This is a genomic window from Flectobacillus major DSM 103, assembly GCF_000427405.1.
GTDB lineage: Bacteria > Bacteroidota > Bacteroidia > Cytophagales > Spirosomataceae > Flectobacillus > Flectobacillus major.
Map to the genome: position 1 here is coordinate 3,029,681 of NZ_KE386491.1, position 20,723 is coordinate 3,050,403.

Genomic DNA, 20,723 nt, shown 5'->3' on the forward strand with positions numbered 1-20,723 from the left:
GCTTGGTCTGAGCATACATCTTTACAAATTATGGTAGGTATTATTATGGGCAGTATCTCAGACCTCAAGGTTATGCAAGAGGCTGCCGACGTTATTAAAGAATTGGGTGTAGCTTACGAAATCGACATTGTGTCGGCACATCGCACACCTATCAAAATGGTAGAATATGCCCAAACTGCTCGTGAAAGAGGCATCAAAGTAATTATTGCAGGTGCGGGTGGTGCGGCTCATTTGCCGGGTATGGTGGCATCGGTAACTACTTTGCCTGTTATTGGCGTTCCTGTCAAATCTTCTAACTCTATTGATGGCTGGGACTCGGTGTTATCTATCCTCCAAATGCCATCGGGTGTACCCGTAGCCACAGTAGCACTCAACGGAGCTAAAAATGCAGGGATTCTAGCAGTACAAATGTTGGGTATTGAAAATGAAAACATTGCAACCACTTTGGCCGATTATAAAAAGCAATTGAGTAGTAAAGTGGACGATATGGTAGTGGAATTAAAAAAGGCCGTTCAATAAATAATATTGGTAATCTTCTTTCACTTACAGCACGAATTGTTATATTAGGTCAAGAATCCTTATTATTTGTCCTGCTAAACGCAAGCAAGCTTATTTGCTGAAGGTATCGTTGCACTTACACGACCTTTAAAAACTTTACGAAATGATGGAAGATAAAAAAAATCCTCGTCCTGCTGAAGAAGGCTCCCAATTGCCTACTGTTACATTATTGGTGCTTCTAGCCCTTATTGGTGTACTTTTATTTGTAGGCTGGCAGTACCTTAAAGATGATTCAATTTCTGACAATGAACTGACCAATGCTGGAGCCGACAGTATTGCCGTTGTTGGTAATGCCAATGAATTTCCTGTAGTAGCAGAATCTTCAGATAAATCCGAAAAAGAGGAAACTACTGAGGCTTCAAAAGCTACTGAAAAAACCAAGAAAGAAGAAGAAAAGCCTTCTAAAAAAGCCAAAAAAGAAGAACCCAAAACAGAAACAACAAAGGTTGTTGACCTGAATTCGGTTAAAGGCGAAATCATTACTCATACCGTACAGGCTGGCGAAACATTCTTTGGTATTGCCAACAGGTATAACCTCAAATGGCAATCTTTACAAAAGCTCAATCCTTCGGTAAATCCAGATGGTATAAAAGTAGGTGTAACCAAACTCAAAGTAAAAATCCAGACAATTCATACGGTTGGGCCTGGCGATGTGCTTCGTGTGGTAGCCCAAAAATACGGGGTCAGCAAAGCCCTGATTATGCAAGCCAATAAAAAGACCAAAGATTTTACAGAAAGAGGCGAAAAGTTGATTATTCCTTTGAAATAAAATCGCTTATTACTATTCTGATTTCTGGAATTTTGACTATCGAGTTATATAAAACCTAAACATAAGTCATCCCAAATTTTTAGATCAAAAAAGTGCGGTCGAAATTAGTTTTTCGACCGCACTTTTTTGATTAATAGTCAATAAATGCCTAACGGTTGTATGCTTTTTTCCAATAAATACAAACAGGTCTCTATCGTAAATTATCCCAAAATTTGGGATGACTCCTATTTTAGGTTAACTTGTCCTGCATCGACTAACTTCAATCGCCCAAACAAGTTACCAGTTTTTCTTTTTGTATCCAATCGTAGCAAAATATAAGATAAACAAATAAAGTGGTATCAATAATGAATAGGCTTTTTGAGCTCCAAAGCTATCGGCAAGTGTTCCGTACAACAAAGGCAAAATAGCCCCTCCTGCAATCATCATCACCAATAAAGCCGAACCTATTTTTGTGAATTTGCCTAGGCCATCAATAGCCAATGGCCAAATAGCTGGCCACATAATGGCATTTGACAAACCCAACACTGCAATACAAACAACCGACACATAACCTGTTGTAAATAAGGATACTAAAGTAATAGCAATACCCAAAATAGATGACAGCTTGAGCCATGTTTGCTGTGAAACGTATTTAGGAATCAATACAATACCAAATACATAACCCAACAACATCGACCACAAAGTATATTGCCCAAAATCCTTAGCTTCTGATTCAGGAAAACCCAACGATATACCATAACTGATAATAGTATCGCCCGAAATTACTTCTAAACCAACATAACAAAATAACGTAATCAAGCCTAATACTAGGCTAGGAAAGGCAAATACACTGGTTTTGGTGCTATTCTGAGCTTCGTTGCCGTCTTGTTCTTCACTCACTTCTGGCAAGCCTTTCGACAGCAAAATCAAGATAGCCAATACTACCAAAACACCTGTCAAAATAAGGTAAGGAACAGTTACCTTATCAAGTTCTTGCTGACTTGTTAGGGCTACTCCTACCGAGCCACCTGCCAATAAGATACTTCCAAAAAAACGTTGGCTCAAAATACCTGCTATTTTGTTGGCAATACCCATAATACTAATACGCTGAGCAGCACTTTCACGTGGCCCCAAAATCGTTACATAAGGGTTTGAGGCAGTCTGTAACAAGGTTAAGCCAATACCAATGGTAAATAACCCAAACAAAAAGAATGGATACGAGGCCATTTTGGCGGCAGGTACAAAAGTAAGTGTGCCGACTGCCATAATACCCAAACCTAAAGCCATTCCTTTTTTAAAGCCTACTTTTTTCAAAATAATAGACGAGGGAATAGCCATAACGGTATAAGAAATAAAAAAGGCAAAAGTTACCAACAATGAACTCGTGTTGTCGAGATTAAAGGCTTTTTTGAAAAAAGCGATGAGGGTTCCGTTTACCCAAGTAACAAACCCAAAAACGAAGAAAAGCACTCCAATAATAATAAGAGGGCCAAGGTAATTTTGTTTAGTATTATTTGACATTTTTAGAAAATTGGGGTTAAAGGTAATATATTACTGTATATAGCTAAATATATTATTCACAAGCATTGATTAGCCATTTTATAGATATTGTAGCAAAAACCCAAAGGTCTTTTTAGCAGATTTAGCCTTATAATTGATGATTCTTATCTATTTTTACACTACTCAAACTTTATGCAATATAAAGAATTGTTAGATTTATTCCCTATTTTCCTTTAAAACTCCTACTTTATTAGCATAAATTCTTAATTTAAAACAAGACAATAAGTAATATATTTCTTATTTATAAGAAAATACCACTTAAAACACTATTTCTTATAAAGCTCTAGCCTATAGCATTATACAAAAAAAGGTCGTAAACCCTAAAAGTTTACGACCCGTATATCTAAAGACAAAGCATTCTTACAAGTTTTTCTCCAAGAAGTTGGTCATCATAGTATAAAGATGCCAACGGGTATTTCCGCCTGCAATTCCGTGATTTTTGTTTGGATAATAAAATGATTGAAATTGCTTGTTATTTTTGATAAGAGCATCTTCCAAAGCTACAGCATTTTGAAAATGTACGTTGTCGTCGCCAGTACCGTGTACTAATAAGAAATTGCCTTTCAAGTTTTTGGCATGAGTTACAGGCGAATTATCGTCGTAGCCCGCAGGGTTTTCTTGTGGCGTACGCAAAAAACGTTCAGTATAAACAGTATCATAATAACGCCAGTTAGTTACAGGAGCAACCGCAATAGCAGCCTTGAATACCTCTGCCCCTTGAAACAAACAATTAGAAGCCATAAAACCACCATACGACCAGCCTTGGATACCAATTCGGCTTTTGTCAATAAATGGTAAATTACCAAAATATTTGGCTGATTCTATTTGGTCTCTTACTTCGAGCTTGCCCAAATTCAAATAAGTACATTTTTTAAACTCTGCACCTCGCCCACCAGTACCACGGTTATCTACACAAGCTACGATATAACCTTTTTGTGCCAAATGCTGATACCAGTAAAAGTTTGTTCCGTCGTATTGATTCATTACTTGCTGACTTCCTGGCCCACCATACACAAACATCAAAAGTGGATATTTTTTGGCTGGGTCAAAATTAGTAGGTTTAATCATCCAAGTATTTAGCTCTACGCCATCGGCAGTTTTGATAGTCGTGAATTCTTTTGGTGCTATATTATAGTCGGCCAAGCGTTTTTTTAGGTCGGTATTTTCTTCTAATACTTTTACTAATTGTCCTGTAGTGGCTCTATGCAAGCTTACTTTCAAAGGACTATTCGAGGCAGAGTTTTTCAAGATATAATATTTAAAATCTGGGCTAAAGTTTGCAGCATTTACACCTCTATCTACCGATAGCTTTCTTTTGGTTTTGCCGTCCAATGAAATACTAAATAAATGACGTTCTATTGAAGCTATTTCGGTAGAAGTAAAATAAAGTGTTTTGGAGGCTTCGTCGATGCCATAAAAATCGGCTACTTCCCATTTTCCAGAGGTAATCTGACGAATTTCTCGACCCGACATATCATATTGATATAGGTGCTTGAATCCATCTTTTTCCGACGACATAATAAAGCTTTTGCCATCGGCCAAATAGGTCATATCATCGCCAAAGTTTTCTACATCTACATAAGTTCTACTTTCCTCAATCAATACAACTTCGGTTTTACCTGTCAAAGCATCTGCATGAATCAACTCCATTTTGTTCTGATTGCGATTCAAGCGATTGATAGATAGCATATTGGCACTTTGAGTCCAACGAATGCGAGGAATATACACATCTTGCACTTTTCCTAAATCTACTTTTATCGTTTTATTATCTGACAAATGGTACACCGAAATAGCTACTGTCGAGTTGGGTTCGCCTGCTTTAGGATACTTATATCGGTAATCGGTTGGGTACAACTTACCCCACATTTGCATATTGTATTCGGGAACTTTGGTTTCATCGAAAATATAAAAAGCAATTTTACGGCTATCTGGCGACCACTGAAAAGCCTTTGCAAATGAAAATTCTTCTTCGTACACCCAATCAGATACGCCATTGATAATGCTATTCCATTTACCATCGGTAGTGATAGCTCGCTCGGTCATGGTAGCAAGGTCTACCACAAACAAATTGTTTTGACGAGCAAAGGCTATCTTGGTGCCATCTGGCGAGAAAGTGGCAAACAATTGTTTTCCGCCATTTGATAGCTGAACAAGTTTCTTGGTTTTGATATCATACACATAATTTTCGGCACGAGAACTACGTCTATAGATAGGCTCAGTTTCGGTTGTAATCAAGATTTTTTGTTCGTTGGGCGAAAGGGTGTAATCTTCGATGGTAACTTTTTTACCAAGATTTTCAACACTTACCCCTTCATCAAACAATGTTTCAACGGCTGCTCCGTCGGTTACTTGGTGCTTTACAATTCTACCGCTTTCTAAAGCCGTATAATAAGAACCATCTTTCATCCAATTCACACTTTGTACCTGTTTTTGAACGAAGGTAAATTTCGACCAAATATCTTCAAGTGTAATATTCTTTTTCTGAGCAACTAAATCGCAACTGCTTGACATGAGTAATGTGGCTACTAACAAAATGATGTGGGCTTTTTTCACTGTTTTTATATGGGTTTCTATGTTGTTGATATTCTTTGGTAAAGTGGTAGCTTGGTATAGTTATTGAAACTAATCCAAATTTATAAAAAATAGCCCAGACTTTAGTCTTTTCGTCTAGTCTGTTTTCGGTAATTTAGTTCGATAAATGACAGCTCCAAACTCGGCTTTTTTGCCATATTTTTGCATTCCATCGCAGGAGTTTAGTACCGCTACCACTTCTAAATCTTTGGTTTTGAACTGCTTCAGCTTTTCTATATCTACTTCCTGATTATCGACAATATACAAAGGTAGCTCGATGGGGTGATGTTCCCTTAAATGTGTTAGGTCGGCAATAATATTGCCCATACTCGAAAATCTATTGACACTATACCCAACCTGCTGCATTTTTATGAAGATAGTATCTATGCCCATTGTCAGCGTTGGCTCTTGACCATTTTTAGCCACAATATCTGCTTTTTTGATAACAATAGATTCTACGTGGTCTAGATTGATACTTTTTCGATTGATATATTCCGTTTCAAAATTACCATCAATCAAATACACGGGCATATTTTGTTGCGTGATTTTGGCTAGTCGATAAGAACTGAAACTCTCCATATCGTCGAGGAGGGTATCGGCTGTTACTATCCAATTACCCTGATTTTGTTGGGTTTCTTCTAGTACCCTAATTTTGAAAGCTAATTCTTTTTGTTGATGAGATTGCTTGGTTTTGATACTTACTAATCCTTTTTTAAAGCGAATACTAAAAAATCGCATCGCATCTTTTGGACTAAAAACATTAATACTAACAATATCATTGAACGGAATAGAGCGAATATCAAATTTGAGTGCTTGTAGCTTACCATTTACCAAGTATCGGGGTACATCAAAAACGGTCTCGGAAGTTGACGAAAATACATCAAAGATAGGCTGTTCGGCCGCACAACGATACCGAATACTTTCGAGGGAGTAGGGTTTTACGGCAAAAAAATCGGAAGGGAAATCTGGATGCTTTTGCATAACCATTGTCGAAAGCCCCAAGAGTTTCACCTTAGTTCGTTCTTCTTTTCCAACTATATAATATTGTGCCGTATCCGAGCGATTGGAGAGAATTCGATAAGAAGGCAGTTTTTGAATATATTTTTTATCAGAAAACCAAACATCATTTATTTGTACAACAGCCTGATAATGAATAGAGTCGTAGCTAATATTTCGGTAAAACCCATTGGCATAAGATACCCTCCTAGTAGGCATACGTGGCACAGTCTTGCTGTCTGTTCGTAGGGCTATCCAAACAGTATCAACATAGATATTTCCACCATCATAATACTGGTCGATAGCCACGGCATAATCGTTTTTTGTGGTTGGGTTTTGTGCTAGCGTAGCTAGCATGTTGGTCAATAAGCCTACCCAAAGCAATAAGTTTTTTTTGTTCATGGCGTAAAAATAGCTTTGTATCATAAAAAAAGGCATAACAACGTTATGCCTAGCGACAAGCCTATAATTTACAAAACTCCTGAAATAAAGCTTGTTAATAAAAAGTTAATTAGCAAATAATACCAACGGCACCGACTGCACAACATTACTTTTGTGCAAAGCCCTATCAATAATCCAAATATCAAATCTTACGGTATCTTTTTTACCTGTTAGCAAAGGAATACCCTTAAAGTTGTTGTAGTCAAAATTCATCGAAAAGTCGATAGTACCTTCAATTGGGCCAGGTTTGTCGCCAGGCTTGTATCGTTCAAAGTGATTCCCCCCCAACGGAAAGCTTGGCTGTGTTTTTACAAACTGCCCGTTTTTTTGTACATAAATATCAACATCGAAAGTACGTAAATCGGGCATATTTAGTTTCTGAAAGTCATCTTGAGTAAGTCCCAAATCGCCATCACCATCTTTAAAATCAATTGTCAATATCACCGAGTCACGTTTGGTGGTATTACCCAAAATATCAGCCGACTGTTTGGTAAGTACTTGTACTCGATTAAAGCCTATTTCAGGAATAATACTAAAATCTGGCTCAGAAATACATGAAATCAATCCAATAAGAGCCAGCACAAATAGTGTAATTTTTTTCATCTGATTATTAGTTCAGTTATTCTGTAAAACTTTGGCTATCGTTTTAGGGTTAAAATTTATGAAAAGACAACAAAATAGAAGTACTGGTGAAACGAAAAATAGCCTTAAATGTTGTTCTTTCGCTTTCAAACTTCCGTAAAGTTAATCATTTGGGTTAATTTTGCACTTTCAATCTATAAAATCATCCAACTATTATGGTAACTCAATCGGCCGAAATATTAAAACAAAGCGTTTTGGAAGTTAATTCCTCTACTTTCGATGCTTTAGCTCTTGATATTTTCAGATTTCAGGCCGAGCAGAACCCTGTTTATCGGCGTTATTTACAGTATTTAGGTATTGATCCTTCACAGATCAATAGTATTTTATCTATTCCCTTTTTGCCTATTGAGTTTTTCAAAACCCAACAAGTAATTACAGGAAATGTTCCTGCAAAAGTCGTTTTTGAAAGCAGTGGTACTACTGGCCTACAAACAAGCCGCCACTTTGTACATGACCCTGATTTTTATATAAAGGTTGCAATTCAGATTTTTGAAAAGTTTTATGGTAGCCTCAAAGATTTTCAAATTCTGGCTTTGCTTCCTTCCTATTTAGAGCGGAACAACTCGTCGTTGGTATATATGGTAAAGCATTTTATTGAACAAACGGGTTCTGAGCATTCGGGTTTTTACCTAAATGAATACCAAAGTTTGTTAGATGCCCTCCAAAAAGCTCATACACAAAACCCCAAAGCCAAAGTACTTTTGATTGGGGTAACTTTTGGCCTACTCGACTTAGCAGAATCTGGACTCGATTTTTCGTTTATGAAAGATTTTGAACAGGTGGTTGTTATGGAAACAGGCGGTATGAAAGGACGTAGAAAAGAAATGCTTCGCGAGGAAATACACGAAATATTAACGCAAGCATTTTCGGTCAATAGTATTCATTCAGAATATGGTATGACCGAGCTACTTTCGCAAGGATACTCCTTTGGAGAGGGTATTTTTGAGCTTCCTGCTTCAATGAAAGTGTTATTACGCGATGTCAATGACCCTTTTGCTTGGGTAGATTCGTCGGCACGCTCGGGCGGAGTCAATGTGATCGACCTTGCTAATGTAGATTCTTGCTCGTTTATCGAAACCAAAGATTTAGGGGCTTTTTTACCCGACAACCAGCGTTTCCGAATTTTGGGTAGATTCGACAACTCAGATATACGAGGCTGTAATCTAATGGTACTATAATATGGGGATTTGTGGTATTGTTCTGTAACCTCATCGCAGATTGATAAACAAAAAACACTCGACTACTAGACAATCCATTTTCCATTAGCTGACAACTATATTTGTCAGCTAATGGAAAAACATAAAAGCTAAAATACTATTTCGGAATGCTGCTTTTGGAATGACTGTATTATTTACAAAATATCTCTGAAAAGTAATCTACCAGCCATAATTTTCGCAATCCTATTGATAGCTCAAATTCACTACCTACTCAGTTCCTAAGCATGTGCTTCTAGCCATTCTTCACCATTTTCGTAAACCTCTTTTTTCCAGATAGGCACAACCTCTTTGAGCGTATCGATCAACCATTTACAAGCCTCGAACGAAGCCGCACGATGAGGAGTAGCCACGGCAATTACAACCGCTACATCGCCAATAGACAACACTCCTTTGCGATGAACCATCACCACTTTTTCGATGTCCCATTGCTGGCAAGCCTGATCGGCTAAGTCCTGCATTTTCTTGACAGCCATAGTATCGTAAGTTTCAAACTCCAAACGTACAACAGCCTTTGATTTATTATGATTACGAACCGTTCCAATAAACACATCGACAGCTCCTGCCCTTTCTGACTGAGCGGCATCTATACAAGCCTGTATATTGATAGGTTGATCTGAAATAGCTATCATGGGTTTTATGCGTCTTTTTTATGATAAGTAACAAAAGAAAAAGGAACAGCGTGTTTTTCGTCGATCACAAAATCGGTACGCTCTATTTCTTGCCAAACAGTTGGCTCTAATGAAGGGAAAAAAGCATCGCCTTCAAAGCCTTGTAATACCTCGGTCAAATAAACTATATCGGCCAAAGGCAAAGCCAAACGGTATATCTCGGCACCTCCAATAACAAAAGCTTCTGATGGCTCAATCTGTTGTGCTTGGGCAATGGCCTCCTCCAACGACCCCACCGTAATACAGCCTTCTACCCGATATTCAGGATTACGACTAATAATAATGGTAGTTCGGTTAGGTAAAGGTTTGCCTATTGATTCAAATGTTTTGCGACCCATTATGATTACATGTCCTGTAGTACGACGTTTAAACATTTTGAGGTCTTCGGGCAAATGCCAAATCAATTGGTTGTTATGACCAATTACGCCATTAGTGGCAGCGGCCACAATAATAGATAGTTTCAAAGCAATATTTTTTATAAAATGATATACACAAAATTACGCATTTTCTCTAGGCAATAGGTCAAATACACCTATTCATCCTAAATTTGTCAAGCTATTATAAAACTGTACCGTAGCAGATACTACAACATTTTATTCAATTGTATTATGTTATAATATTTATAATTATTTTTTAATATAACAATATATGCGTTTATCCCTATTAAGTCTCCTTAGTGTATTTAATTAGAATTTGTTCTAACAAAAAAGTATAATTGAATATTGAAACTTTGACTATGACAAAAATAGGTAATATTCATAGGGCTATTTCAATACTGTTTTGTAAACTACAGTACAACTTACAAATATTAATATAGGTAGAACTCAAAATGCTGGTGGAGGTTTCTGTCAGCTTTTTTTTTAGCCTATTGCCTTTTGTTTTCCACGAGTATATTTCTAAAAAATCACCGTATTTAGATGAAAAATATATTACGCAATATATTTGGCCCTTCCAAAGAAGAAATCTGGTCGCAACTAGAACAGCAAATCAATGCAAGAGTGGTACATACCCAACGGTTTTTATCGTCGGATATTAAGGTTTTGGTAGAACATAAAAACTGGACGATTGTATTGGATACATTTCATCGCCATGAAGGAAAAACCCAAATACCTTATACACGAATGCGATGTGCTTATGATAACCGAGATGGGTTTCGTTTTATGATTAAGAAAGAAGGCTTTTTTAGTGACTTAGCAAAATACTTTGGGATGCAAGACATAGAAATCGGCGACCGTATTTTTGACGACACTTTTATATTACAAAGTAAAAATCCTGCTCAAATCAAAACTTTATTAGAGCTTGACAGTATCAAACAACACTTTATGGCTTTATCTGAGCTGTCGCTTTTTATGGTAAAAGTAAAAGATGATGAAGGCTATTGGGGACAAACTTTTCCTGAGGGTGTCGACGAGCTTTATTTAGAAGTTCGTGGTATTCTAAAAAACCTAGAACAACTCAAAGTGATGTTTATGCTATTTGCTGAAATAATGGATAGGCTTTGCCAAATTGGTTCGGCCTACGAAACACCCCCCAATATTATATTAAAATAAAAACCTCCGACTGCCGAAAGGCAATTGGAGGTTTTTATTTAAGCATTCAAGAATCTATCTTGACAAATACAGGTTTCGTTCGCCGTACACTTTGCGGAAAAACTCATCCTTCAAAGAATCAATAAAGTAAATAGCTTCACCCGTTGATTTCATTTCTGGGCCTAATTCCATGTTCACATTCGGGAATTTATTGAACGAGAATACTGGAATTTTGATAGCCCATCCATTTTTCTTTGGTTGGAAGTTGAACTCGCTTAATTTTGCTCCTAACATTACCTTCGTAGCGTAGTTTACGTAAGGCTCTTGGTAAGCTTTACAAATAAACGGTACAGTACGAGATGCTCTTGGGTTGGCTTCGATAATATACACAACCTCATCTTTTATGGCAAACTGGATATTGATAAGTCCTTTTGTTTGGAGTGCCAAAGCGATTTTCTTAGTGTGTTCTTCTATCTGACGAATTACATTTTCTGACAAATCGAATGGAGGTAACACCGAGTGTGAGTCGCCCGAGTGGATACCCGCAGGCTCGATATGCTCCATGATACCAATAATATATACATCTTCTCCATCGCAAATAGCATCAGCTTCTGCTTCAATAGCATTTTCGAGGAAGTGGTCAAGTAAGATTTTATTACCTGGAATATCACGCAAAATATCAACAACGTGTTGCTCTAATTCCTCTTCGTTGATAACGATTTTCATCGATTGTCCACCCAATACATAAGAAGGACGTACCAGCAAAGGATAGCCTAATTCACGACCTAACTCGGCAGCATTATCTGCGTCTTCGCATACACCAAATTTAGGGAAAGGAATATCGTTTTCACGCAACAATGAAGAGAATGCACCACGGTCTTCGGCCAAGTCGAGGGCTTCAAAAGAAGTACCAATAATTTTGATACCATATTTAGAAAGTTTTTCGGCCAATTTCAAGGCTGTTTGTCCGCCCAATTGTACGATAACACCTTCTGGTTTTTCGTGCTGAATAATGTCGTAAACGTGTTCCCAGAAAACTGGTTCAAAGTATAATTTATCAGCAATATCGAAGTCGGTCGAAACGGTTTCGGGGTTTGAGTTAATCATGATAGCCTCGTAGCCTGCTTCTTTAGCAGCCAAGATACCATGCACACAAGAGTAGTCAAACTCGATACCTTGCCCGATACGGTTAGGACCAGAACCCAATACTACTACTTTTTTCTTGTTGTTGGTTACAGATTCGTTGTCTAACGAAGCCGAACCTTGCGAGAAAGTAGAGTAGAAATAAGGTGTTTTTGCTTCAAACTCGGCAGCACAAGTATCTACGCATTTATAAACACGTGTAATACCCAAGTTTTTACGACGTTCGTACACTTCAGATTCCAAACAACGCAAAGAGTAAGCAATCTGACGGTCGGCAAAGCCTTTGTGTTTAGCTTCTTCTAATAGTTCTTTTGGAACAGAGTGAATATTATATTTTTCTAATTCGTTTTCTACTCTTACCAAATCCTCCACTTGGTACAAAAACCATTTGTCGATTTTGGTAACATTACGAATTGTTTTGAACGAAATACCCATTTTGAAGGCATCGTAGATATGGAAAAGGCGATTCCAAGAAGGATTAGCCAACGACTTCATAATAGCGTCTTGGTCACGCAAGCCTTTACCATCGGCACCCATACCATTGCGTTTGATTTCGAGCGACTGACAAGCTTTTTGAAGAGCCTCTTGGAAATTGCGACCAATACCCATAGCCTCACCTACCGACTTCATTTGTAGTCCGAGGGTTTTGTCGGCACCGTGGAATTTGTCAAAATTCCAACGAGGAACTTTTACAATTACGTAGTCAAGAGCAGGTTCAAAAAATGCAGAAGTACTACCTGTAATAGCATTGGTAAGCTCGTCGAGGTTGTAACCAATAGCCATTTTAGCAGCGATTTTGGCAATTGGATAACCAGTTGCTTTTGAAGCCAAAGCCGACGAACGAGATACACGAGGGTTGATTTCGATAGCAATGATATCGTCGGTATCAGGATTCAAGGCAAACTGAACATTACAACCGCCTGCAAATTTACCGATAGCATTCATCATTTTGATAGCCATATCACGCATTTTCTGATAGATAGTATCAGGCAATGTCATAGCAGGAGCTACCGTAATTGAGTCGCCAGTGTGAATACCCATTGGGTCGAAGTTCTCGATAGAACAGATAATAATTACGTTTCCGAGGTTGTCACGCAATAGCTCCAATTCGTATTCTTTCCATCCCATAATAGACTGCTCTACCAATACTTCGTGAGTTGGCGAAGCGTGCAATCCTTTGTTAAGAGCTGCATCGAAGTCTTTGGGTTCATTCACAAAACCGCCACCAGTTCCACCCAAGGTAAATGAAGGGCGAATTACCAATGGGAAGCCTGTTTCCTGTGCAATTTCTTTACCTTCCAAGAAAGAGCGAGCAGTACGTCCTTTACAAACGCCTACACCGATTTCTAGCATCTTTAATCGGAATTTTTCACGGTCTTCGGTAGTTTCAATGGCCTTGATGTCAACACCAATGATACGAACGTCGTATTTTTCCCAGATACCAGCAGCGTCGCAATCAATAGCTAAATTTAATGCCGTCTGACCACCCATAGTTGGTAAAACGGCATCAACGTTATGTTTCTCTAAGATTTCAATAATGGACTTTTTCTCAAGCGGCTTCAGATATACATGGTCTGCATTGAGAGGGTCTGTCATAATCGTGGCAGGGTTCGAGTTAATCAAAATAACTTCGATGCCTTCTTCACGAAGAGAGCGAGCCGCTTGCGAGCCAGAATAGTCAAATTCGCAAGCCTGACCGATGATAATTGGACCTGAACCGATAATGAGAACGGACTTGATGGATGTGTCTTTGGGCACGGCTGTACTTATGTTAGTTTAAATAATTACGATTTATATAATATTAAATAACTGAGTAGTTTGTAGTATGCCTATTTATTTATACATTGCTTTTAGCAAGAATGAATAGGATAGGCTCAAAAATTGCACAAAGTTAATAGATTGAGCCGAAATAAGAAGGCTAGATTCATATTTATTGAATTTTTAAAATTAATTCTCCAAATATTCCATTTTACAATTTCTTCATTTTCAGGTTATTATCATACTACTGTAAGTCAAATAGACATTAGAATTTAGCTATTGTCTTGTTGAGCATAGTATTCAAGTATCTGTATGAGTGGGTTACTCATACTGCTAGTAAATAGCTAATAATCAATACAATTCGGTTATTGTACTTACGAGTTTTAGTTGTACTAAAGCTTGTTATAAATCGTATTATTTCAACTTTTGTGTACCCTGAGCCAGCTCCCAAGCAATATAGAATACGAGTTGAGCTCTTTTTTGAAGTATATCAAATTGAATTTTTTCAACATCATCACTTGGTTTATGATAATCTTCGTGTTCTCCGTTGGTAAAAAAGATGATAGGAATATTATGTTTGGCAAAATTGTAGTGGTCAGAGCGGTAGTACAATTGTAGAGGGTGCATCTCTGAATTGAAGCTATAATCAAGCGACAAATGGGTATATGTTTCGTTGATTTCAGTAAGAATTTTATCGAGCTTAGGGCTAATTTTGTCTGACCCAATTACATAGACATAATTAGAGTCGTTTTCGGTAATATGATAAGAGTCGACACGGCCAACCATATCAATATTGAGGTCACAAATAATTTTTGAGAGTGGAATAACAGGCTTTTCGGTATAATATTCCGAACCTAAAAGTCCCATTTCTTCGCCTGTAACTGTCATAAATAGCAAACTTCTTTTAGGTTGAAAGCCGTCGTGCAGAGCTTGTGCAAAAGCCGAAGCAATGGCCAATACAGAAGTTGTACCCGAGCCGTCGTCGTCGGCACCATTATTAACTTTTCCGTTTTGTGTACCTATGTGGTCGTAATGTGCCGTAATCACAATTACCTCATCTTTGTGTTCGCTTCCTTCTATAAAGCCCAATACATTTTCGGTAGCAATAACACCTCTTCCTTTTTTATTTTTGGCTGTGGGGTTATGGATAACGCTGTATTGTTCGCCAAAATATTTTTTGATATAAAATGGCTGAAAATATGATTTTTGCTGTAGGCTATCTGCTACAATGGGTAAAAGGCCATTGGCTTGGAAGTGGTTTGCAATATAAACAGCGGCTTTTTTTTGCCCAACCGAACCCGTAAAACGTCCTTCGAGTTGGTCGGAAGCCAAAAAGGTAAGATGTTTTTTTAGTAATGGTTGACTAATTATTTGAGCGTATTTGATAGCTATTGAGTCTTGTGCTTGTGTAATGAAGGGAACAAAGAGAAAAAGAAAAGGTAAAATTTGTTTCATGAAAATGATGTTAAAAAGGTAAAAAAGTAAAAAACAAAGAGGTAAAAGTATGGTACTATTACCTCTTTGTCTACAAACTTGTCAACCCAACTAAGGCTTATTAGAATCTACCACAATTCGTTTGTCACGGTTGGCCAACTCCCAAGTCATGTAATAAACCAATTTGGCACGTTTTTCCATTTTGTTAAATTCGATTTTCTCAACGTCGTCGGTTGGTTGGTGATAATCTTCGTGAACGCCATTGAAGAAAAATGCTACTGGAATCTTATTTTTGGCAAAGTTGTAATGGTCAGAACGGTAGTAAAAACGATTGGGGTCGTTAGGGTCGTTATAACGGTAATCCAACTCCATTTTGGTATAAGTATTGTTGTTACTTTCCATGATTTGGTGCAATTCCGACGAAAGTTTATCAGAACCAATCACATAAATATAGTCGGGTTTGCCTTCATGCTCTTTGTCGGTACGGCCTACCATGTCAATATTGATATCACAAATGGTATTTTCGAGCGGAAGCACAGGGTGTCTTACATAAAACTCAGAACCTAATAGACCTTTTTCTTCGCCTGTTACGGTCATAAACAAAATACTTCTACGAGGTTTTTTACCAGCTTTGGCAGCCTCGCCAAAAGCTTGAGCTACTTCCAATACCGATACCGTTCCAGAACCATCGTCATCGGCACCATTATAAATTTTTCCGTCATTTACACCTACGTGGTCGTAGTGCGACGTTACCACGACAATCTCCTCCTTTTTGTCTGTTCCTTCCAAAAAGCCCAATACGTTATAGGTTTCTACAGGCACAATTGTTCTTTCGATTCTCAGGGCAGCAGCTTTAGGCTTTACCAAACTTGCTACCGATTTTTTGGTTTCTACGGTTTTTGCTTTGGCGGCATCCAAAGTAGCCACGTCGATACCCAGCAAATCGGCTCCCATAGCATTGCTAATATTCAGTACAGCAAAGTCTGCTCCTTTGGGTTCACCATCTTCTCTGAAACCCATACGAGCATTTCCAAAACGCTTCATCATTGTTTGGCGTTGCTTGATAGTCTTTTCAAAATCTTCATCCGACGACTTTGTGATTATCAACATAGCTTTAGCTCCTTTTTCTTTAGCTACAGCCATTTTATCTTTCCAGCTATCGGCTTTGCCCCATTTAGACATCTCGCTAGTACCCGAAAGCATAAATGAACCATCGGCCAAGCGAGGTTCGCCATCAATTACTACGATAACCTTACCTTTAACATCCACCCCTTCAAAATCGTTTAAACGAGCGTCGTCGATGCCATAACCTACAAAGACAAGTTCAACTTGTTCTTCGGTATTGATAGGAGCTGTATTGCTTGTAATAAAATCCTGAAGATAGCGATAGGTTTTGTTAGCAGACTTGACATAAAACTCACCCCATCCTCTTTTTACTAAATCTACCAATTGAAAATGTGATTTTTCGGGACCAACAATTCCTCTTAAGCCGTAGCTATCAAAATGTTTGGCAATATATTCGGCCGCCACTTTTTGTTCTGGCGAGCCAGTGTCACGCCCTTTTAAGCTATCAGAAGCAATAAAAGTGAGATGTTTTTTTAAATCCTCGGCCTTGATGGTATTCGCAAATTTGGTAATCGTCTTATTTTGAGCATTCAGACTACCGACGCTTGCGAATAATAGCACAAACGGAACAATTATTTTTTTCATATAAAGGTAATTTTGTTGATTGATTTCACGAAGATAAGCATTTTTTGGTTGAAGGAAGTAGCTCCTATACAGCACAAAGCACATCACTACAAATCAGACTTGCCAGATAGCTACACAGCTTAGCAACATCATGCCTCTTCATAAGAAGTCTTGAATAAAGACACCCATAAACCACTCATTTCTAAAAACCTAATAATCAATCAAATACAAAAAAACGTAGTATTTGATTAATTACCAAACAATTTTACCATACCATAATTATGACAGTTTTTATCAGAACACTTTTCAGTATTTCTTCTTTATAAAACCCCGTATTCATTTCGTAACTACTCAATTACAAGGCTTTTATGAGTGATTTTATAGCCTCTTGGCAGTAGTAAATTAGTCCATTTTTCTCTCAATTATCTTTTACCAATAACTATTTGTCAAAGATAATTTTCAACCCGCAAATACCCCTGTAGTGCTATAGATTTAGATATTCAAGAAGCTATTTGGTTTTTGTACTTATCCAAGAAAAAACATCATCTGCAAGAAAGCTACAGATAAAGCAAACAAAATAATTTTACAAGAAGTTAGAAGTATAATCATTGAGTAGCATCATGTTTTGGCCTATAAGTATTTATTGTTAGGCATTTGTAAAGATATACTTGCTGTTTTGCTAATAATTCTAATTAAATTTGTGTCAATTTCCGACAAAATATCATCAAATCACCCATTTAATGAAAATCAACTTTCAGTATCAGGAAAAATTTGAGAACCGTCATAACAACTCAAACGAAGCAGACCGCAAGGCCATGTTGGAGACAATTGGCGTAGATTCTATCGAAACACTCATCAATCAAACAGTACCAGCAGCGATTCGTCTGCCCCAAGCATTAAACCTTCCGCAAGCGAAATCTGAGGCAGATTTTTTGAAAGATTTCAAGAAATTGGCTCAGTTAAATGATACCTACAAGTCACATATTGGAATGGGGTATTATGATACAATTACGCCTGCCGTGATTTTGCGAAACATTCTTGAAAATCCATCTTGGTATACAGCTTACACGCCATATCAAGCCGAAATTGCACAAGGACGCTTGGAGATGTTGCTCAATTATCAAACCATGATTATTGATTTGACAGGCATGGAAATTGCCAATGCTTCTTTGCTTGATGAAGGTACAGCCGCCGCCGAGGCTATGACAATGCTTCATGGGCAAAGGAAGGGCAATAAGAAAAATGCTGAAACGATTTTTGTGTCTGAGCTTTGCCATCCACAAACTATCGACGTATTGATTACACGTGCAACTCCACTAGGTATCAAAGTAGTAGTAGGCGATCACCGTACTGTCGATTTGACCCAGGAAGATATTTATGCGGTTTTCTTGCAATATCCAGCTACAGATGGTTCGGTATTTGATTACACAGATTTGATTGCGTCGGCACACGAGTTAAGTATCAACGTTATTGTTGCTGCCGACCTTTTGGCTCTTACCTTATTGAAGTCGCCAGGTGAAATGGGAGCCGACGTTGTGGTTGGTTCGTCTCAAAGATTTGGTGTACCAATGGGCTTTGGTGGCCCTCATGCAGCTTTCTTTGCTACAAAAGATGAATTCAAACGCCACATTCCTGGTCGTATTATTGGGGTGTCTGTCGATGCTGAAGGAAACCGTGCTTTACGTATGGCTCTCCAAACACGTGAGCAGCATATCCGTCGTGAAAAAGCTACTTCCAATATTTGTACAGCACAGGTATTGTTATCGGTAATGGCTTCGGCTTATGCCATTTACCACGGCCCTGCAGGTATTAAGGCTATTGCCGAAAAAGTACATGGCTTAACAAAATTGACAGCTTTGGCACTTGAAAAATTGGGCTACAAGGTAGAAACTGAAGCTTATTTTGATACGATTAAAGTATTTGTCGACGAAGACGAGAAACGTTTGAGAATGGAAGCCCTTGCCAATGGTATCAACTTCCGTTATTATGAAGACTACCGTTATATTGGTATTTCGTTGGACGAAACTTGTACTTTAGAAGATGTAGAAACGATTATTTATGTATTTGAGAAAATCGGTAAAAAAGAGGTAGAATTACCAACCCTTTTCGACCAAGTAGATTTTGCATTTCCTGCATCGTTGAAACGTGAGAGTACTTATTTGACACACCCTGTTTTCAATAGCTACCATTCTGAACATGAAATGTTACGCTATTTGAAGCAACTCGAAAACAAAGACCTTTCAATGGTGCATTCAATGATTTCGTTGGGCTCGTGTACCATGAAGTTGAATGCTACTACCGAAATGATTCCTGTAACTTGGAAGGAATTTGGTAATGTACACCCATTTGCTCCCAAAAATCAGGTAAGTGGTTATTTGAAAATGATTGAAGACCTCAACGCTTGGTTGTCCGAAATTACGGGTTTTGCCCAAATGTCGTTCCAACCAAACTCTGGTGCTCAAGGCGAATATGCTGGCTTGATGGTTATTCGTGCTTACCACGAGTCAAGAGGTGATTTTCATCGCAATGTAGCCCTTATTCCATCATCGGCACATGGTACAAACCCAGCATCGGCTGTTATGGCAGGAATGAAGGTAGTTGTTACTAAATGTGACGAAAATGGCAATATCGATGTGGCCGACCTTCGTGCAAAAGCTGAACAGTATGCCGATACGTTGTCGTGTTTGATGGTTACGTATCCATCTACCCACGGGGTATTTGAAGAATCTATCAAAGAAATCTGTGCTTTGATTCATGAAAATGGTGGTCAAGTATACATGGATGGTGCCAATATGAATGCTCAAGTAGGGTTAACGTCGCCTGCCACTATCGGAGCAGACGTTTGTCATTTAAACCTACACAAAACATTCTGTATTCCACACGGTGGTGGTGGCCCAGGCATGGGTCCAATCGGCGTAGCTGCACACTTAGCACCATTCTTGCCTTCGCACGCAGTAGTAAAAGACTCGGGTGGTAAATTGGGTATTTCGGCGGTATCGGCTGCACCTTACGGCTCAGCTAGTATTTTGACGATTCCTTATGCCTATATTGCCTTGATGGGTGGCGATGGCCTAACACGTGCTACAGAAACAGCTATTTTGAATGCTAACTATATCAAAGCTCGTTTAGAATCATACTATCCTGTACTTTACACAGGTTCGGAAGGACGTTGTGCTCACGAAATGATTTTGGACTGCCGTCCATTCAAGCTATCGGCAGGTGTGGAAGCAGAAGATATTGCAAAACGTTTGATGGACTACGGTTTCCATGCTCCAACTCTTTCTTTCCCTGTAGCTGGTACGTTGATGATTGAGCCTACTGAATCTGAATCTAAAGCTGAATTAGACCGTTTCTGCGATGCTATGATTGCTATTCGTACCGAAATCGCTGAGGTAGAAAATGGTACAGCCGATAAAGCTAGCAATGTATTGAAACACGCCCCACATACTCAGTCGGTAGTTTTGACAGAGGAGTGGACTCGCCCGTACACTCGTGAGAAAGCAGTATTCCCATTGGCTTACGTAAAAGCAAACAAATTCTGGCCAACTGTTTCAAGAATTGATTCAGCATTTGGCGACCGTAACTTAGTTTGTGCTTGCGTCCCTATTGAAGAATATGCACAATAGTGATGTTATTTATTGAGTGATTTTATTTATTGAGTGATTTAGTGAGTTGTGATTTAGTGATTTAGCGAATTAGCGAATTAGTGAATTAGTGAATTAGTGAATTAGTGAATTAGTGAATTAGTGAATTAGTGAATTAGTGAATT

General features: G+C 38.3%; 14 protein-coding genes. 5 read left to right on the forward strand and 9 right to left on the reverse strand.

Features of this window, described 5'->3' with window-relative positions; all coding sequences use genetic code 11:
• Positions 1 to 30: 30 nt before the first annotated feature.
• Both purE and FLEMA_RS69850 read left to right on the forward strand, forming a co-directional pair.
• The gene (gene purE / locus FLEMA_RS69845; protein WP_044171921.1) at positions 31 to 519 is read left to right on the forward strand and encodes a 5-(carboxyamino)imidazole ribonucleotide mutase; all 489 of its coding nucleotides are present in this window, start codon (positions 31 to 33) and stop codon (positions 517 to 519) included.
• 142 nt (positions 520 to 661) lie between these two features.
• Entirely contained in the window at positions 662 to 1,327 is a 666-nt protein-coding gene (locus tag FLEMA_RS69850) for a LysM peptidoglycan-binding domain-containing protein (RefSeq protein WP_081681330.1), read from the forward strand.
• A 276-nt stretch (positions 1,328 to 1,603) separates the two neighbouring features.
• On the opposite strand, the gene FLEMA_RS0124300 is transcribed toward FLEMA_RS69850, so the two are convergent.
• The 4 genes from FLEMA_RS0124300 to FLEMA_RS69855 form a co-directional block, all read right to left on the reverse strand.
• The gene (locus FLEMA_RS0124300; protein ID WP_026996101.1) at positions 1,604 to 2,827 is read right to left on the reverse strand and encodes a sugar MFS transporter; all 1,224 of its coding nucleotides are present in this window, start codon (positions 2,825 to 2,827) and stop codon (positions 1,604 to 1,606) included.
• A gap of 399 nt (positions 2,828 to 3,226) precedes the next feature.
• Positions 3,227 to 5,419, reverse strand: a complete 2,193-nt coding sequence (locus tag FLEMA_RS0124305) for a S9 family peptidase (protein ID WP_310587220.1) — start codon at positions 5,417 to 5,419, stop codon at positions 3,227 to 3,229.
• A 114-nt stretch (positions 5,420 to 5,533) separates the two neighbouring features.
• Positions 5,534 to 6,835 carry a hypothetical protein gene (locus FLEMA_RS0124315; protein WP_144080111.1) on the reverse strand — a complete coding sequence of 434 codons (1,302 nt, stop codon included), beginning with the start codon at positions 6,833 to 6,835 and terminating at the stop codon, positions 5,534 to 5,536.
• Between the two features lie 105 nt (positions 6,836 to 6,940).
• Positions 6,941 to 7,477, reverse strand: a complete 537-nt coding sequence (locus FLEMA_RS69855; RefSeq protein ID WP_044171924.1) for a hypothetical protein — start codon at positions 7,475 to 7,477, stop codon at positions 6,941 to 6,943.
• A gap of 194 nt (positions 7,478 to 7,671) precedes the next feature.
• Between FLEMA_RS69855 and FLEMA_RS69860 the strand changes: the two genes are divergently transcribed.
• The gene (locus tag FLEMA_RS69860; protein ID WP_044171925.1) at positions 7,672 to 8,694 is read left to right on the forward strand and encodes a LuxE/PaaK family acyltransferase; all 1,023 of its coding nucleotides are present in this window, start codon (positions 7,672 to 7,674) and stop codon (positions 8,692 to 8,694) included.
• A 257-nt stretch (positions 8,695 to 8,951) separates the two neighbouring features.
• Here FLEMA_RS69860 and FLEMA_RS0124365 read toward each other — a convergent pair whose 3' ends face one another.
• Complete coding sequence (locus tag FLEMA_RS0124365) at positions 8,952 to 9,362, reverse strand: molybdenum cofactor biosynthesis protein MoaE (protein WP_026996106.1); 411 nt, start codon at positions 9,360 to 9,362, stop codon at positions 8,952 to 8,954.
• A 5-nt stretch (positions 9,363 to 9,367) separates the two neighbouring features.
• The gene (locus FLEMA_RS0124370) at positions 9,368 to 9,865 is read right to left on the reverse strand and encodes a dihydrofolate reductase (protein WP_044171926.1); all 498 of its coding nucleotides are present in this window, start codon (positions 9,863 to 9,865) and stop codon (positions 9,368 to 9,370) included.
• Positions 9,866 to 10,318: 453 nt separating this feature from the next.
• On the opposite strand from FLEMA_RS0124370, the gene FLEMA_RS69865 reads away from it, so the two are divergent.
• Positions 10,319 to 10,951, forward strand: coding sequence for a hypothetical protein (locus FLEMA_RS69865; RefSeq protein WP_044171927.1), 633 nt, complete (start codon positions 10,319 to 10,321; stop codon positions 10,949 to 10,951).
• Positions 10,952 to 11,005: 54 nt separating this feature from the next.
• Here FLEMA_RS69865 and carB read toward each other — a convergent pair whose 3' ends face one another.
• The 3 genes from carB to FLEMA_RS0124425 all read right to left on the reverse strand — a co-directional run bounded on the left by carB (position 11,006) and on the right by FLEMA_RS0124425 (position 16,975).
• Positions 11,006 to 13,831 (reverse strand): carbamoyl-phosphate synthase large subunit, encoded by a 2,826-nt coding sequence (carB, locus tag FLEMA_RS0124400; protein WP_026997812.1) that lies wholly within the window; start codon positions 13,829 to 13,831, stop codon positions 11,006 to 11,008.
• Between the two features lie 414 nt (positions 13,832 to 14,245).
• Positions 14,246 to 15,286, reverse strand: coding sequence for a M28 family peptidase (locus FLEMA_RS69870; RefSeq protein ID WP_044171928.1), 1,041 nt, complete (start codon positions 15,284 to 15,286; stop codon positions 14,246 to 14,248).
• Between the two features lie 90 nt (positions 15,287 to 15,376).
• Positions 15,377 to 16,975, reverse strand: a complete 1,599-nt coding sequence (locus tag FLEMA_RS0124425) for a M28 family peptidase (protein WP_026996108.1) — start codon at positions 16,973 to 16,975, stop codon at positions 15,377 to 15,379.
• 719 nt (positions 16,976 to 17,694) lie between these two features.
• Here FLEMA_RS0124425 and gcvP point away from each other — a divergent pair.
• Positions 17,695 to 20,580, forward strand: coding sequence for an aminomethyl-transferring glycine dehydrogenase (gene gcvP, locus FLEMA_RS69875; RefSeq protein ID WP_044171929.1), 2,886 nt, complete (start codon positions 17,695 to 17,697; stop codon positions 20,578 to 20,580).
• Positions 20,581 to 20,723 lie beyond the last annotated feature (143 nt).